Genomic DNA, 15,232 nt, shown 5'->3' with positions numbered 1-15,232 from the left:
GATGTTGCCTAGTCCAGCTGTTCACCTTGAAAAATTTGATCCTTCTGCAAGTAAGCCCGGATCCGGACATAAGCGGGATTGGTCCAAAAATCTTCCTCCGCGCACAGATCCGCTGCATCGTCCCTAGCTAATTCCAGCGTCTCAAAGTCAGCCGCCATATCCGCAACCCGAAATTCCGGCAGCCCGCTTTGCTTCGTTCCGAAGAAATCTCCCGGCCCTCGAAGCTCCAGGTCCCGCCGCGCCACCTCGAAGCCGTCATCCGTCTCCGTCATGACCTTCATCCGCTCGCGGCCCGTCTCCGACTTCGGATCGGCGACAAGAATACAATGCGATTGATGCTCGCCGCGTCCGACGCGCCCCCGCAGCTGATGCAGCTGAGACAGCCCAAACCGCTCGGAATCCATAATAATCATTAGCGTTGCATTCGGCACGTCAACACCAACCTCAACTACTGTCGTTGCAATAAGCAGCTGCGTCTCATTGGCGCTAAAGCTGCCCATTACTTCATCCTTCTCCGCAGCGCTCAACCGCCCGTGCAGCAGCCCGACCTTCAAATCGGGAAAAGCCTGCTGCATCTGCACGAATACATCGATTGCGTTCTGCACATCCAGCTTATCCGACTCCTCAATCAGCGGACAAATGACGTAAGCTTGCCGGCCCTCGTCTACCTCTTTGCGTATAAAACCCAGCACCCGGTCCATCATGCCATGCTTTACCCAATACGTCTTGATCGGCTTCCGCCCATGCGGACGCTCGCGGATGGTCGACACGTCCATATCACCAAATGCCGTAATGGCAAGCGTACGGGGAATCGGTGTCGCCGTCATCGTCAATACATCGGGATTCAGCCCTTTACGGCGCAGAACGCTCCGCTGGTTGACACCGAACCGATGCTGTTCATCCGTCACGACGAGCCCCAGACTGCGGAAAAACACGCCGTCCTGAATAAGCGCATGCGTTCCGACGATGATATCAATCATCCCCATCTGCAGCCCCGCCAGCACGTCGCGGCGGCGGCGTTCCGTCATGCTGCCAGTCAGCAGCCCGACTTCAATGCCCGTATCCGCAAACAGCTTTTGCAGCGACCGCAAATGCTGATCCGCCAAAATCTCCGTCGGCACCATCAGCGCGCCTTGATGCCCAGCTTTAACCGTGCAGTATAGAGCGATTGCGGCTACTACCGTCTTACCGGAGCCAACGTCGCCTTGCAGCAGACGATTCATCGCAGCAGCCTGGCGCATATCCGACATAATTTCGTTCACGACTTTCTTCTGCCCATCCGTCAGCTCGAAAGGCAGTGTCTGAGCGAATAACCGGATCGTCTCTCCGTTCACCTTATGAGCAATGCCATCGCCGCGGCTGCGATTCAGCGAACGATAAGCCTGCAGCTTAAGCTGAAACAGGAACAGCTCCTCATACACCATCCGCCGCCGCGCTTCCTGCCCTTCCCGTACATCCCCAGGCTGATGAATATGCAGCACGGCGTCACGCCGGGACATCAACTGATGCTGTTCCACAAGCGAATGTGGCAGCACCTCTTCAATCATTGCGCCATACTGCGCCAATGCCTGTCCGATCGTCTTGCGCATCCAGGGCTGTGTAATGCCGCCCCCTACGGAATAGACCGGCTGCAGCGTGCCCGACTTCGGAGCGCCAGCCTTATCGGGAAACTCAGACTCGGAAATCGTCAATTGCAGCCGCTGCTGCTCCCATTTGCCGGTCAGTACAATTTCTCTGCCGGGCACGAGCTGGCTTTGCAGAAAATGCCGGTTGAACCATACTGCGGTCACCAGCATATGCTCAATTTCAATTTTGCACGTCAGCCTCGATTTACTGCGGCCGTAACGCTGCAGAATGCCGTTGCCGCGAATCGTGCCTTGCACGGTTACTTTTTCGCCGTCCTTCACTTCGGACAGCTCACGAATGCGATAATCTTCATATCGATAGGGAAAGTAGTCCAGCAAATCGGCGATAGTCTGAACGCCAAAGGCGTGAAGCTCTTCCTCCTTAGGAGCGCTCACGCCTTTAATTTGCCGGACAGAAATTTGATCCAGCGTCATCATTATCAACCTCACACTCTATACATGAACACGGCAGAAGTACCCGGACCGACATGCGTCCCGATAACCGCCCCAATCGTCGTAAAATCAACCGACTGCACATTGAACTTGTTCTTCACCTGCTCGCACAGATCCATTGCGATGGCATCTCCTTGCGTCCAGGCAATCGTAATCGCCACGGGATCGCTGCCAAAAGACTGATCCAGCATATCGATAATACGCTGTATTGCCTTCTTCGTCCCGCGCTGCTTGTCTACCGAGTAGACCGTACCGCCTTTGTCCAGCGACAGAATCGGCTTAATGTTCAACAGCGAGCCAATGAGCGCCGAAGCCCGGCCAATCCGGCCGCCCTTATGCAAATACTCCAGCGAATCAACGAGAAAATACAGCTGAGTCTCCCGCTCCAGGCGCTCGATCTCCGCAATAATCTCTTCTTTCGAACGGCCGGCCGCCGCCATTCTCGCTGCAGCTACCGCGCGCATTCCAGCGCCGTAGGAAGCTGATTTGCTGTCATAGACCGTTATGTCCGCTTCGTCCTCCAGCATCGACTTGCCGATGACCGCAGACTGATAAGTGCCGCTGACCGCGCCCGATAAATGGATCGAAATGATGGATGCACCGGGATCTTCCTGAAGCACGCGCTCATAGACGGCTTGAAATTCGGACGGAGACGGTTGGGAGGTTGTCGGCAGTGCCGACGATGCAGCCAGCTTCTCGTAGAATTGCTCAGAGCTGATTGTCACATAATCCAAATACGTCTCCTCGCCGAACAGCACCTTTAACGGCACCATTTCAATCCCCAGCTCTTCCCGAACTGGCAGCGGAATATCGCAGGTACTGTCGACAACGATTCGAATTTTCCCCATAAGCCATCCCCCTTTATAATCAAAAAGAAAACCTTACTCTAATGCAAATAAATACGGATAAAGCGGCTGTCCGCCCTCAAGCAGCTCCAGCTCGACGTCCGGATACGTTTCTTCCATCCAGGCGCTAAGCGCACCGATGTCGGCATCCTCCGCATCTTCACCCGTCAACACGGTGAGCAGATCGCCGCCTTGCTCCATCATGCTGGCGATCAGCAGCTGGCATGCCTGCTGCAATTCCTTCGATGCGGCGATAATTCCTTTTTCCTTAATGGCGATATAATCGCCTTCTCGGATTTCCACGCCATCAATCGAAGTATCGCGCACAGCGTGGGTAACTTGACCGGAGAGCACTTGCTCCGCCGCGTTCTTCATCCAGGCGGCATTGCGTTCCGCCGACTCGTCTTCCTTAAAGGCTAGTATAGCCGACAGCCCTTGCGGAATCGTCTTTGTCGGAATAACCGTCACGTTCCGCTCGCTCAGCTCAGCCGCTTGCTCGGCAGCCAAAATAATGTTGCCGTTATTAGGCAGCAAATAAATGTGCTCTGCAGGCAAGGATTCAATCGCCTTCAGAAAATCCTCCGTGCTCGGATTCATCGTCTGTCCGCCGGAGAGAACGATATCAGCCTCATTGCTAAGGAAAATATTCGAAATGCCTTCTCCCATCGCAACCGCAACGATACCAAATGGCGCCCATTCATGGACTTGGCCCGGAGGCACCACCTGCTGCGAATCCGTGCCGGCCAGCAGCTGCGCCGAGGAAATGTCGCCGCTAAGCGCATACTCGGGAACAGCCGCAAATGAAGGAGCGTCTCCCTCCTGTGTCAGCAGGTCACGATGCTGCTCGCGCATGTTCAGAATGTGCATATCAGTAAGCTCACCGTATGGCAAAGCTAGGTTGAACACATCTCCCGGCCTGCGGGAATGGACATGCACTTTAATGATATCGTCCTCGACGATGACAAGAATGGAATCGCCGTCTTTCTCCAACGCCTTTTTGAAAGCGTATTCATCAAAAAACGGCGCAGTATTCCCGTTCACATTCCTTTTAATAAAGAATTCCATATCATATAGAAACTCAATACCTTCCGTAGACAGGCGCGACTGCGCTGATGCCGGGGACGTCGAAGGTGTACGTCTAGGCTCCACGATTGGCTGGGCTGCAGCAACTTCCTCAGGCGCTGCCGCCTCTGATTGAAACGGATATGCATCTTGCGAATGACTGCCTTCAGTCAGGCTTCGGACAAATCCTTCATAAATAAAGACAAGCCCTTGACCGCCGGAATCGACGACACCAACCTGCTTTAATATAGGCAGTAAATCCGGCGTGCGCTGCAGCGCCTCATGCGCCTTGGCATGCACCTCGCGCATCAGCTCGACAACATCATTCGTACGGCGGGCATGCTGAACCGCATGCTTGGCAGCTTCTTTGGCAACCGTCAGAATGGTGCCCTCTACCGGCTTGACCACCGCTTTATAAGCCATGTCTACGCCTTGCTGGAATGCGGCAGCAACTTGCGCCGTACCTGCTTCTTCCAGGCCAGCGAGCGCTTTGGAGAAGCCGCGGAACAGCTGGGATAGAATAACCCCGGAATTGCCCCTTGCTCCCATAAGAAGTCCTTTGGACATAGCCTCAGTTGCCTTGCCAAGGTGCTCCGAAGGCTTGCTTCGCAGCTCACGAACCCCCGATGCAATCGTAAGATTCATATTCGTTCCCGTATCCCCGTCTGGCACCGGAAACACATTCAATGCATTTACCCGGTCTACGTTTTGCTGCAACATTTCCGCACCGAGCAGTGCCATGGCGGTAAAATCAGATCCGTTAATGGAGCGCTTACTCAACGAAAATTCCCCTTCCTGCTACTATGCTACTAAGTTATTACCCTGACATCCTGTACAAATATATGAACCTGATCCACTTGTAAACCGATAACCTCATTAAGAACATATTTAACTTTGGTTTGAATATTGTGGGCCACCTCGGAAATTTTCGTTCCATAGCTCACAATAATGTGCAGATCGATCTGCAGACTGTCGTTGTCTCTTCGAACCTCGACGCCCCTCGACATATTCTCCCGGCCGAGCAGCTCGGCAATGCCGTCTTTCAGTTGCTTGCGGGACGCCATTCCGACAAGTCCATAACAATCCATGGCTGCGGAGCCTGCTATGACGGCGATGGTGTTATCGGTTACGGATATTTGGCCAAGTTCAGTGCTAAGCTGCAGTGGCATGGAAATACACTCCTTTACGGTATATATTATGGACTATAAACCATTGTACTATAAACGGCACGGATAGAGAAGGGCGGCATGTAAAACCATGACATCTATCATCTGAAAAAGTCGACGCCGGCCTCGGAAAATGTTCGCCGTTTACGTACTTTTAAGTTGCTGAGCCATCATAATTGTGATACGATATTCAAGTGTGTTTATGTGTAGGCTTTATTACGGCTCATACAAGCCATGGTTGCTTTAGATTGGAATGCAGCACGCACGGACTTTACCGCTTATGCAACCAAACATTTTTGCTGCAGCAGCTGCCTCAGTCGTTCTGAACGATGAGCGCAAGCACTGAGAAGCAAAACTTAAAGCGCATGCTAACGAAGTAGGCTTTTGAAGGAGGTGTACTCATGTCCCGCAAATGTTTCATTACAGGCAAATCGCCTGGTACAGGCAACCACGTTTCCCACGCGAATAACAAAAACCGTCGTTCTTGGGGTGTAAACGTGCAGAAAGTTCGCATCTTGGTTGATGGTAAACCGAAACGTGTTTACGTCAGCACTCGCGCGCTGAAATCCGGCAAAGTCACTCGCGTATAGTATAACAGCATCCGCATGGAGTTTTCCGGCGGTAGACAAAAAGCACCTGAACTCAGGTGCTTTTTTTTCGTATGACCACGATCATTCGATGGAGGCTGCTACTGCGTACCTAGTTTTTTTGGAACGTATTCAATATGGCTTTGACGAATCCGCCCAAAAATTTCGGCAGCTTGATCGTGTAAAATTTCATGCCCCATCCCTCCCCAGACACTCGTCGAAACGTTGATTTAAACGTCATTTCCTTTCTTCATCGGCAATGGCCTGAACAGCCGATTGAAACCGCGCTATGCATCGTCCTTTGGCGGCGAAGCCAGGTGCAGCCTGTGAACTACAAGCAGATCATACCGGATTTCAAGCTTGCTTATCCCCATAAAAAAATGGCTACACGAACCTTCGTTCATGTAACCATCCTATGCGGCGTACAGTCGTCCTATTCCATTGCCAGACGCCCGCTTTTACCCTTCCCTATTGGCCGCCATATTGCTGCATATAAATGAAGAAAGCCGCTATCACCGCTGACAAGAAATAAAAGACAACCGTTAATGCAATGAAGGCGCCCCTTGCGCCCCAACGCTCGTAACGCTTGAAAAACCGGATAATCAAAAACAACGCCGCAAGCGAAAAAACAAACTTTACGATCGACGCGATAAGCGAAAAGGCCATAAGAAGTAAGCCGCATACCAGTGAATAAAGTAAAATCCAAAGCACGGTTTTCCATCTCGGCTCTTCGTACTCATCCAAGTCCAAATCCATAGGCTCCGCCACAGGTCCGCCTCCTATCTCAGTGCCGCAATTGCTGCAGCGCGGTCGCTTTCGCCAAACACGGCATTTCCTGCAACGAGGACATTCGCCCCCGCTTCTGATACCAGCTTAGAAGTTTCGCTGTTTATACCGCCGTCCACCTGTACATGCACATGGTCCAGACCGCGCTCGCTCAGCAGCTGGCGCAGCTGGCGCAGCTTTTGCAGCGATTGAGGAATGAAGGATTGGCCGCCAAAGCCCGGATTGACCGTCATGATCAATACAAGGTCCAGATCATCGATAATGCAATCAAGCACCGATACTGGCGTTGCAGGATTAAGCGCAACGCCTGCTGGCAGGCCCAGTTCTTTTATTTGATGAATCGTTCTATGCAAATGAAGGCAGGCTTCCGCGTGCACCGTAATCCTGTCCGCTCCAGCAGCTGCGTAGCTCGCAATGGACAGCTCAGGGCGTTCGATCATCAAATGCACATCGAACGGCAGCTTCGTTGCAGAACGTACAGCGCTAATTACCGGAGGACCAAAGGTCAGATTGGGAACGAACAAGCCGTCCATCACGTCAACGTGAATCCAATCAGCCCCTGCCCGCTCTGCGTCCTTGATTTCCTCACCCAGGCGGGAGAAATCCGCCGACAAAATAGAAGGTGCGATTAATGCCATTAGGTTAGTACCTCCGTTTTTTCTCTTTCATTTCCGCCATAAACAGCAAGTAATGTTGGTGGCGGCTTTGTTCGATCCGCCCTTCCTCGACCGCTTTCAGTACGGCACAGCCAGGCTCATGCACATGGGTGCAAACCCGGAACTTGCAATCCGGCGACAGCTCCCGCATCTCGCGGAAGCAATAGCCGAGATCCTCGATGCCAAGCTCGGCGAAATCCAGCTGGCTAAAACCCGGTGTATCCGCTACATAAGCACCGCCGATTTCGATCAGCTCTACATGACGGGTCGTATGCTTGCCCCGGCCAAGCCGATTGCTGATCGCATTCGTCTCCAGCTCAAGGCCCGGTACGATTGCGTTGAGCAGCGAGGACTTGCCGACACCGGATTGCCCGGCGAATACAGCAAGATGGCCTTGCAGCCGTTCATGCAGCGCCTCAACGCCTTCGCCAAGGCGTGAGCTAGTGCCGTATACCTCGTAGCCGATGGCCGAATAAATCCGGTTAACGGCGGCAGCTGCCTCCGATGCCTCTTTCGTCTCGCTGCCGTCCTTCTCCAGATCCTGCTTACTGAGACAAAGAACAGCTTCAATTCCCGTATGCTCGATATGAACAAGAAACTTGTCCAGCAATTGCAGATTCAAAGTCGGCTCAGTAACCGAGAAGACCAGAATCGCCAGATCAATGTTGGAGACAGGCGGACGAATGAGCTCGGAGGAACGGGGCAAAATTTCCTCCACCGTTCCTTCACCGTTCTCCGTTAAGCTGTAATAGACCTCGTCGCCGACGAGCGGATTAATTCCCTTTTTCTTAAATACGCCTCGAGCGCGGCATTGCACCGTCTGACCAGAAGGACCTTCCTCTGCTGGAAGTACGTAATAATAACCGCTAAGCGCTTTTACAATACGGCCTTTCAACTGATTAGTGCTGCTCATCTGTATGTTCTCCATCTCCGTCGTTAGTGCCGGTTTGCAGTCCATGCGTTTCTACAGGATCGGTATCGGTAGGCACATCTATTACTGGAGGAGGAGTCGGGTCCGCTCCCGGTATTGTTATGGTTGTCGATCCAGAGCCTTTAGTAATTTCTGCATACGTGTTCGTTTTCTTATCGACATATTGGCCATCCCGGTAGACGAATACCGTCGCTTCACCGTCCGGCTTTAAGAGCACCTTGACGGGGAACGTTTGTGTCTCTTGAATTTGCCGTTTGCCCCACTCCACCGTTTCTCCTAGTGCATCGGAATAAACGATCCGGATTTCACTCGTCTTACCCGCCAGCGTTGGCGAGATCGTAATGTTGAACTGATGCTCCTTCGCATCCGCTGGAGGACCCGAGCTGACCCGAATGGATATCTTACTGCCTTTCGACACAGGGTCTTTGTACTTGTATGGATCGGAATCAATGACGATTCCTTTTTTCACTTCGTAGCTTGACTCATACAAAATATCTTCATTTTTCAGCACAAGCTCATATGCTCTTATTTCATCTTTCGCCTCAGCAACGGTTTTGCCGACCAGATTCGGCATCGGGAACGTCTCACGGCCCTTGCTGACCATAAAGGTAAACTGAACATCCTTCGGATTAAATTCAGTACCCGCTGCAGGAGTCTGGTTAATAATCGTACCGACATCCTGATCGCTGTACAATTCTTCTACTTTAAATACAGAACGGTCTTCTACATCGACGCCAAGTGCGGAAAGTTCGTCTTTGGCCGTCTGCAGCTTCTGGCCTTTGTAATCAGAAAGCTTCTCCAGCTCTGCGCCTTTGCTGACGGAAAGATGGATAAATGAGCCTTTCTTCACCAGCATATTGGCTTTCGTCTGCTCATAAACCTGTCCGGCTGGAATGTCCGCCTTAAACTCTTCCGTAACCGGGTCCTCGACGCTCAGCCCGGCAGCCTCGAGCATTTCTCTCGCTTCTTTCAACTGCTTGTCAACTACGTAAGGAACTTTCACTTCTGCCACGTCCAGCTTTTTCAATACGGCAGTGAAGCCCCAGACGATTAACGCCAGCGCAACAAGCGTAACGACAACAATAGACGTAGTCCGCTTCCAGCTCATCGGCTTCTTAGTCGCAGCGGTCTCTTCCTTCCGCTTGATGTCGTTCTGCTGCCCCGACGACCGGTCCCGCTCCAGCTTTTCAACCGGCGGTGGCGGGGATATAGACGGCGGTGGCGGAGTCGGTGGAGACGGACGGAAATCGCCGCGTATCGCCGGCATGACGCGCGTCTCATCCATATCGCTGTCGCTGATGAACGACGCCTTTGGCTCATTCAGTCTCTCCGGCTTCAGGCAGGAATCCAGGTCAATCAGCATTTCATGCGCGGAGTTGTAGCGCTCCGACTGATTTTTGCGCGTAGCCTTCAGAATGATATTTTCCACGCTTTGCGGAATATGCGGATTGACGGCTCTCGGCGATTCAAAATCCTCCTGCAAATGCTTGAGCGCCACGCTGATCGGGCTTTCTCCCAGAAAAGGCAGCTTGCCGGTCAGCATCTGATAGATGACAATACCAAGCGAATAAATATCGGATTTCTCTCCCGTATTAACGCCTTTAGCATGCTCGGGAGAAAAATAATGAACGGAGCCGATAACCGAGCCCGTCTGCGTAATCGTCGATGCTGTGGCAGCCCGTGCAATGCCGAAATCGGTTACCTTTACTCTCCCGTTTTTGCCGATCAGTATATTATGCGGTTTAATGTCGCGGTGAATAATATGGTTCTGATGCGCATGGTCAAGTGCATCGCATATTTGCACGGCAATTCGCACCGCTTCATCGGTTTGCAGCGGCGCTCGCTCTTGAATAATTTCATTTAAATTATGGCCCTCGATATATTCCATGACGATATAATGCGTATCGTCCTCTTGCCCGACATCATAGATGCTGACAACGTTAGGATGCGAGAGCGACGCCGCCGACTGCGCCTCGCGCCGGAACCGGCGAATAAACTCCTCGTCATGGACGAATTGCTGCCGCAGCACTTTAACTGCAACGTTCCGGTTCAGCAAGACGTCATGCGCTTTATACACCAGCGCCATTCCGCCTCCGCCGATCCGGGTCAATATTTCGTAGCGTCCGCCAAGATCATGTCCGATCATCCGATGTCACCTCCTTGGTTCGAAGCGGCCGCGGTATCCTGGATAAGCACGACGGTAATATTGTCGTCTCCGCCCGCACTAAGCGCCAGTTGGATGAGGCGCTCCGCTTTCTCGGACAGATTCAGACCTTCTTCCTGAACAGTCTGCAAAATCAACTCGTCATTGACCATGTTGGTCAAGCCGTCGCTGCATAACAGCAGAACATCGTCCGGCTCCAGAATAGTCGTCAGAACATCGACCTCCACCTGAGCGTCCGTTCCTACTGCACGGGTAATTACGTTGCGGCGGGGATGATTAGCGGCTTCCTCCGCGCTGACCTGGCCGGATTTGAACAGCTCGTTTACCAGTGTGTGGTCCTCGGTCAGCTGCATAATGCTCCCTTTGGCAATATGATACACACGGCTGTCGCCAATATGGCCGATAATCGTCTCCATGCCAATCAGCATCGCCGCGACGACAGTCGTCCCCATATTGTAGTACTGCTCATTGCGGGAAGCCATATCGTAGACAACGTCATTGGCTCCGACAATCGCTTGCCGAATGAGCATTTTCCCCTCTTGCAGCGTCAATCCGTCTTTACCCGCTTTTTGTTCCATCGAATCGCGGAAAGAATTGACAGCCAGCTGGCTGGCGACGTCACCCGCCTGATGACCGCCCATGCCATCAGCAACGATCGCCAGCGTAATGCCGTTTGCCAGCTGCCCTACCCAAGAGCGGTCTTCGTTAATTTGACGAATACGTCCAATATCACTTCGGCTTGCCGTAATTAACAACCGTCATCACCCCGTCGTGGACTCCATATGTTTCGCCCTTAATTGACCGCATGCTGCGGCAATATCATGGCCCTGTTCCCTGCGAATCGTTGCGTTGATCTTGTTGCGTTCCAGAATGCGCTGGAATTCGAAAATATCCTCGCGCGGCGTACGAACGTAATTGCGCTCCGGCACATGATTGACCGGAATAAGGTTAACGTGGCACAGCATCCCTTGCAGCACATCCGCAAGCTCCTGCGCATGCTCAGCACGGTCATTCACACCCCCGATTAGCGCGTACTCAAACGTAATACGGCGGCCTGTCTTCGCAATATGGTTGCGGCATGCAGCCATAACATCCTCGAAAGGAAAGCGGCGGTTAACCGGCATCAGCTTCGAGCGCAGCTTGTCATTCGGCGCATGGATCGAAATCGCCAGATTGATCTGCGTGTTTTCTTCCGTGAACTTATACATGCTTGGCACGATACCGCTCGTGGAGACGGTAATATGACGCTGTCCGATGTTCAGACCCTTCTCGTGAATCATAATACGCAGAAAAGCCATCGTAGCGTCATAATTCTCAAACGGCTCGCCAGAACCCATGATTACGATGCTTGATACGCGCTCATTCGTTGCGTCCAGCATTTGCTGGGCAGTTACAACCTGAGCGACGATCTCGCCTGCGGTCAAATTCCGTTTCAAGCCGCCAAGCGTCGATGCGCAAAACGTACAGCCGATCCGGCAGCCGACCTGCGTCGTAACGCAAATGCTGTTGCCATAATCATGACGCATAATTACGGTCTCGATTGCATGGTTGTCATGCAGCCCGAACAGAAACTTAACGGTGCCGTCCTTCGATTCGAACTTCGTAATTTCAGTCAGCGTCACAAATTGGAAATGGCTCTCCAGCTTATCGCGCAGCGTTTTTGACAAATTGGACATTTCGTCAAAGCTCTTAACGCGCTTCACGTACAGCCAATCAAACAGCTGACCGCCGCGGAATGCCGGCTCCCCGTTCTCTTTCATCCAATCTTGAAGCTGTTCCAGCGTATAGTCATAAATAATAGGTTTCATCGTTTTTTATCACACCTGACTCTGAATTGGCGCGGATGGCAGGCAAAGCCTGCTCCGCTGATGATTTATTTTACCACAAACGCCCATGTACAGCCACAAACGGCTTAGGCGCGCTTGCGCATGCGGGCGATGTAGAAGCCGTCACTGTCAAAATGCTGCGGCAGCAGCTGCGCTTGTCCCGCGAAGCTATCGTCAATCGCTCCCGCTTGCCGAAGCGGAAGAAGCACGGCCTCCGGCCAGCCGGCATCCAGCTCGAACTCGGAATGCTCGGACAGAAATGCCGCAACCTGCTGCTCATTCTCCGCCTTCTCGATCGTACAAGTACTGTAGACGAGCGTCCCGCCCGGTTTAACCAGACCGGCCGCCGTGCGAAGCAGTCTGCGCTGAATCGCTGCAATTTCCGCAACGTCGCCGGCTGTCTTCGTCCATTTGATCTCCGGTTTGCGCCGGATGACGCCAAAGCCGGAGCATGGCGCGTCAAGCAGGACTACATCCATAGAGGACTCCGGAAAACGCTCATCTAGCGCGCCAGCATCGCCGGTGATGACCTCGATATTGTCCAGCCCAAGCCGTTCCGCTTGCGCTTCGATTAGCGGCCGCTTATGCGGATGCAGATCATTGGCCCATACTTTGCCTTTGCCTTCCATAAGCTCGGCCAAATGCGTCGACTTGCCGCCAGGTGCAGCACAGCAGTCCAGCACCTGCATACCCGCCTGCGGCGCAGCCACCTCGGCTACGAGCATAGAGCTCTCATCCTGCACTGTCCATTTGCCCTCGCGAAAGCCTTCCGTATCGGCCAAATTGCCGCCGCGGCGAACCGCAATGCCCGCCGGGGCAATAACGGAGGCAGAGGCGTCGAAGCCTTGCTCCGTCAATTGCCGGAGCGCTTCTTCCCTCGCTCCGCGCAGCGGGTTGATCCGCAAGCTGGCGTGAGGAGGCTCATTGCCTGCCGCACAAATCGCTTCGGCTGCTTCCTCGCCGTAAGCCGTAATCCATCTTTGCACCAGCCACTCCGGGTAAGAGTGGCGCAGCGCGATTCTCGCGACCGGATCCTTATCGTTAATCGCTGATGCAGTCAGCTCAGCCCGATTACGGTCTATGCTGCGGAGAATGCCGTTGACCATTCCCGAGATGCCTTGGTGTCCGCGCCGTTTGGCGATCGTCACCGCTTCATTCACCGCTGCATGGGCCGGGATTCGATCGAGATACAGCAGCTGGTAAGCGCTCATGCGCAGCAGCTGATGCACCCACGGCTCCAGCTTGTGCAAACCTTTGGCGGCAAACTTACTCAGCCAATGGTCCAGCGTAAGCTGCCGCTGAATCGTACCGTATACAAGCTCTGTTGCTAGTGCCGCATCTGCGCGCTGCAGCTGTGCGTCCTGAAGGGCGCGATTCAACTGCAGATTGCTGTATGCGCCGGTTTCAGCAACCTTAACCAGCGTGTCCAGAGCCAGCTCCCGCGGCGTGCGCGGCGCCCGGCCGGTACGCGGGGACTGGCCTGGTCCGCGGGCTCCATCGCGACGAGCATTACCGTTGCCCTGGCTTTGCCCGCCGCGCTGTCCGCCCTTCCCTTGTCCAGCGCCAGCATGACTGCGGCCTTTGCTGCCTGCAGGGCGGGCGGCGTTAGCTCCGCCGCTCGGCTTGCCGTTCCTTTGCTCTCCGCCGCTCATTGCGCTTCACCGCCAAATACGGTTCCAGCTTCCAGCTTCGAGCCCTTCAGCCATTCGGATACGGCCATTACCCGTTTGCCGGAAGGCTGAATATTTTGCAGCAGCAGCACGCCGCTGCCCGTCTGCACTGTGATGCCTTTATCGCTAGCTACCAGCACCGTACCCGCAGCTGCTCCGTTGCTTCCGGCGGAGCCATTGTCCGGTTTGGCGCAGGTCCATACTTTGAACACTTCGCCTTGAAGCATCGTGAATGCGCCAGCCATCGGGGATAGACCCCTTACCTGGTCATAGATTTGCCGAGCCGAGCGGCTCCAGTCGATCCGCTCATCCTCGCGCGTCAGATTCGGCGCGTAAGTAGCAAGCTCGTCCTGCTGCGCTTCAGCCTCCGCCTCGCCTGCTATAATAGCAGGCAGCGTGCGGCCCAGCAGATCGGCGCCGGCAACGCTGAGCTTCTCGAACATCGTGCCAGACGTGTCCTCATCCTCAATCGGCAGCACAATTCTGCTGATCATATCGCCCGTATCCAGTCCTGCGGCCATATACATAATCGTAACGCCGGTTTCTTTCTCCCCGTTCATAATGGAACGCTGGATCGGAGCACCGCCGCGGTATTTCGGCAGCAGGGAGCCGTGTACGTTAATACAGCCCAATCTTGGCAGCTCCAGCACGCCTTTAGGCAAAATCTGTCCGTATGCAGCCGTTACGATCAGTTCGGGTTCATATGCTGCCACGGCTGCAACAGCTTCTTCACTGCGCATCCGCTCCGGCTGCAGCACCGGCAAGCCGTAGCCGAGTGCCGCTTCTTTTACCGGGGGAGGCGTCAATGTCCGTTTGCGGCCCTTCGGCCGGTCCGGCTGCGTTACTACGGCAACGACCTCATAGCCCTGCTCCATCAGCAGACGCAAGGACGGCACGGCAAAATCAGGCGTGCCCATAAATACGATACGCATTTGATTACTCGCCGCCTTTGCGTTGTCTTTCCGAAATGTCGTAGACGTTCTCGGCAAGGTCAGTGAACAAAATACCGTTCAAATGGTCGACTTCGTGCTGGAAAGCACGCGCCAGAAAACCGGTCGCTTCCACCGTAAACGGCGTGCCGTCAGCCGATTGACCGTTCACGACGATCCGGTCTGCCCGTCTTACGTCGCCATTCAGATTTGGAATGCTGAGACAGCCTTCCGGCCCGAATTGTTCGCCCTCCTGCTCGACGATGACTGGATTGACCATCTCGATCAAGCCGGACTCCTCATCGCCGACATCAACGACGATAACACGCTTGGAGATGCCGATTTGCGGAGCGGCAAGACCTACGCCGTCAGCGTCATACATCGTCTCTGCCATATCTTTCAGCAGCTTTTGAAGATTGGAGTTGAATTTCGTTACTTCTTTAGCCGGTTCTCTAAGTACCGGATCTGGATCTTTAACAATAATACGAATAGCCATGAATAGTTCCCTTCCTTTATAACCGTATATGGTATT

The 15,232-nt window shown here is 53.7% G+C and carries 15 protein-coding genes; 1 reads left to right on the top strand and 14 read right to left on the bottom strand.

Going from position 1 to position 15,232, the window contains the following annotated elements; translation table 11 throughout:
* Positions 1–8: 8 nt before the first annotated feature.
* From recG to ACFVVF_RS24125, 4 genes are read right to left on the bottom strand one after another with little or no spacing between them, the layout of a single operon-like run.
* Entirely contained in the window at positions 9–2,060 is a 2,052-nt protein-coding gene (gene recG / locus ACFVVF_RS24140; protein ID WP_387815094.1) for an ATP-dependent DNA helicase RecG, read from the bottom strand.
* An 11-nt stretch (positions 2,061–2,071) separates the two neighbouring features.
* Positions 2,072–2,926 carry a DegV family protein gene (locus ACFVVF_RS24135; protein WP_387815045.1) on the bottom strand — a complete coding sequence of 285 codons (855 nt, stop codon included), beginning with the start codon at positions 2,924–2,926 and terminating at the stop codon, positions 2,072–2,074.
* 33 nt (positions 2,927–2,959) lie between these two features.
* Positions 2,960–4,765, bottom strand: a complete 1,806-nt coding sequence (locus tag ACFVVF_RS24130; protein ID WP_387815043.1) for a DAK2 domain-containing protein — start codon at positions 4,763–4,765, stop codon at positions 2,960–2,962.
* A 29-nt stretch (positions 4,766–4,794) separates the two neighbouring features.
* Positions 4,795–5,154, bottom strand: coding sequence for an Asp23/Gls24 family envelope stress response protein (locus tag ACFVVF_RS24125; RefSeq protein WP_042160150.1), 360 nt, complete (start codon positions 5,152–5,154; stop codon positions 4,795–4,797).
* Positions 5,155–5,552: 398 nt separating this feature from the next.
* Between ACFVVF_RS24125 and rpmB the strand changes: the two genes are divergently transcribed.
* Positions 5,553–5,741, top strand: a complete 189-nt coding sequence (gene rpmB / locus ACFVVF_RS24120; protein ID WP_015845317.1) for a 50S ribosomal protein L28 — start codon at positions 5,553–5,555, stop codon at positions 5,739–5,741.
* 109 nt (positions 5,742–5,850) lie between these two features.
* Here rpmB and spoVM read toward each other — a convergent pair whose 3' ends face one another.
* The 10 genes from spoVM to def form a co-directional block, all read right to left on the bottom strand.
* Entirely contained in the window at positions 5,851–5,931 is an 81-nt protein-coding gene (gene spoVM / locus ACFVVF_RS24115) for a stage V sporulation protein SpoVM (RefSeq protein WP_010345573.1), read from the bottom strand.
* Positions 5,932–6,206: 275 nt separating this feature from the next.
* Positions 6,207–6,506, bottom strand: a complete 300-nt coding sequence (locus ACFVVF_RS24110) for a hypothetical protein (protein WP_387815040.1) — start codon at positions 6,504–6,506, stop codon at positions 6,207–6,209.
* Positions 6,507–6,517: 11 nt separating this feature from the next.
* Complete coding sequence (gene rpe / locus ACFVVF_RS24105) at positions 6,518–7,162, bottom strand: ribulose-phosphate 3-epimerase (RefSeq protein WP_387815038.1); 645 nt, start codon at positions 7,160–7,162, stop codon at positions 6,518–6,520.
* Positions 7,163–7,166: 4 nt separating this feature from the next.
* The gene (rsgA, locus tag ACFVVF_RS24100; protein ID WP_387815036.1) at positions 7,167–8,093 is read right to left on the bottom strand and encodes a ribosome small subunit-dependent GTPase A; all 927 of its coding nucleotides are present in this window, start codon (positions 8,091–8,093) and stop codon (positions 7,167–7,169) included.
* On the bottom strand, positions 8,080–10,257 hold the full coding sequence (gene pknB, locus ACFVVF_RS24095; RefSeq protein ID WP_387815034.1) for a Stk1 family PASTA domain-containing Ser/Thr kinase: 2,178 nt from the start codon (positions 10,255–10,257) through the stop codon (positions 8,080–8,082). Before pknB ends, rsgA begins: the two co-directional genes overlap by 14 nt.
* Positions 10,254–11,030 (bottom strand): Stp1/IreP family PP2C-type Ser/Thr phosphatase, encoded by a 777-nt coding sequence (locus tag ACFVVF_RS24090; protein ID WP_387815032.1) that lies wholly within the window; start codon positions 11,028–11,030, stop codon positions 10,254–10,256. The genes pknB and ACFVVF_RS24090 overlap by 4 nt, the downstream gene beginning before the upstream one ends.
* A 6-nt stretch (positions 11,031–11,036) precedes the next feature.
* The gene (gene rlmN, locus ACFVVF_RS24085; RefSeq protein ID WP_387815030.1) at positions 11,037–12,083 is read right to left on the bottom strand and encodes a dual-specificity RNA methyltransferase RlmN; all 1,047 of its coding nucleotides are present in this window, start codon (positions 12,081–12,083) and stop codon (positions 11,037–11,039) included.
* A gap of 104 nt (positions 12,084–12,187) precedes the next feature.
* On the bottom strand, positions 12,188–13,753 hold the full coding sequence (rsmB, locus tag ACFVVF_RS24080; RefSeq protein WP_387815028.1) for a 16S rRNA (cytosine(967)-C(5))-methyltransferase RsmB: 1,566 nt from the start codon (positions 13,751–13,753) through the stop codon (positions 12,188–12,190).
* A complete protein-coding gene (fmt, locus tag ACFVVF_RS24075) occupies positions 13,750–14,703 on the bottom strand; it encodes a methionyl-tRNA formyltransferase (RefSeq protein WP_387815026.1) in 954 nt (317 codons plus the stop codon). The genes rsmB and fmt overlap by 4 nt, the downstream gene beginning before the upstream one ends.
* A gap of 4 nt (positions 14,704–14,707) precedes the next feature.
* Positions 14,708–15,196 carry a peptide deformylase gene (gene def / locus ACFVVF_RS24070; RefSeq protein ID WP_387815024.1) on the bottom strand — a complete coding sequence of 163 codons (489 nt, stop codon included), beginning with the start codon at positions 15,194–15,196 and terminating at the stop codon, positions 14,708–14,710.
* Positions 15,197–15,232: the final 36 nt, after the last annotated feature.

Origin of the sequence: Paenibacillus sp. NPDC058174 (genome assembly GCF_042883865.1) — a bacterium.
Lineage (GTDB): Bacteria > Bacillota > Bacilli > Paenibacillales > Paenibacillaceae > Pristimantibacillus.
This window is presented reverse-complemented; position numbering and strand designations above follow the sequence as displayed.

Bases quoted from the DNA above. Each gene is read 5' to 3' on its own strand.
- rpmB (WP_015845317.1), top strand. From the start codon at position 5,553: ATGTCCCGCAAATGTTTCATTACAGGCAAATCGCCTGGTACAGGCAAC.
- recG (WP_387815094.1), bottom strand. From the start codon at position 2,060: ATGACGCTGGATCAAATTTCTGTCCGGCAAATTAAAGGCGTGAGCGCT.
- rpe (WP_387815038.1), bottom strand. From the start codon at position 7,162: ATGGCATTAATCGCACCTTCTATTTTGTCGGCGGATTTCTCCCGCCTG.
- rsgA (WP_387815036.1), bottom strand. From the start codon at position 8,093: ATGAGCAGCACTAATCAGTTGAAAGGCCGTATTGTAAAAGCGCTTAGC.
- spoVM (WP_010345573.1), bottom strand. From the start codon at position 5,931: ATGAAATTTTACACGATCAAGCTGCCGAAATTTTTGGGCGGATTCGTC.
- def (WP_387815024.1), bottom strand. From the start codon at position 15,196: ATGGCTATTCGTATTATTGTTAAAGATCCAGATCCGGTACTTAGAGAA.
- pknB (WP_387815034.1), bottom strand. From the start codon at position 10,257: ATGATCGGACATGATCTTGGCGGACGCTACGAAATATTGACCCGGATC.
- ACFVVF_RS24135 (WP_387815045.1), bottom strand. From the start codon at position 2,926: ATGGGGAAAATTCGAATCGTTGTCGACAGTACCTGCGATATTCCGCTG.
- fmt (WP_387815026.1), bottom strand. From the start codon at position 14,703: ATGCGTATCGTATTTATGGGCACGCCTGATTTTGCCGTGCCGTCCTTG.
- rsmB (WP_387815028.1), bottom strand. From the start codon at position 13,753: ATGAGCGGCGGAGAGCAAAGGAACGGCAAGCCGAGCGGCGGAGCTAAC.
- rlmN (WP_387815030.1), bottom strand. From the start codon at position 12,083: ATGAAACCTATTATTTATGACTATACGCTGGAACAGCTTCAAGATTGG.
- ACFVVF_RS24125 (WP_042160150.1), bottom strand. From the start codon at position 5,154: ATGCCACTGCAGCTTAGCACTGAACTTGGCCAAATATCCGTAACCGAT.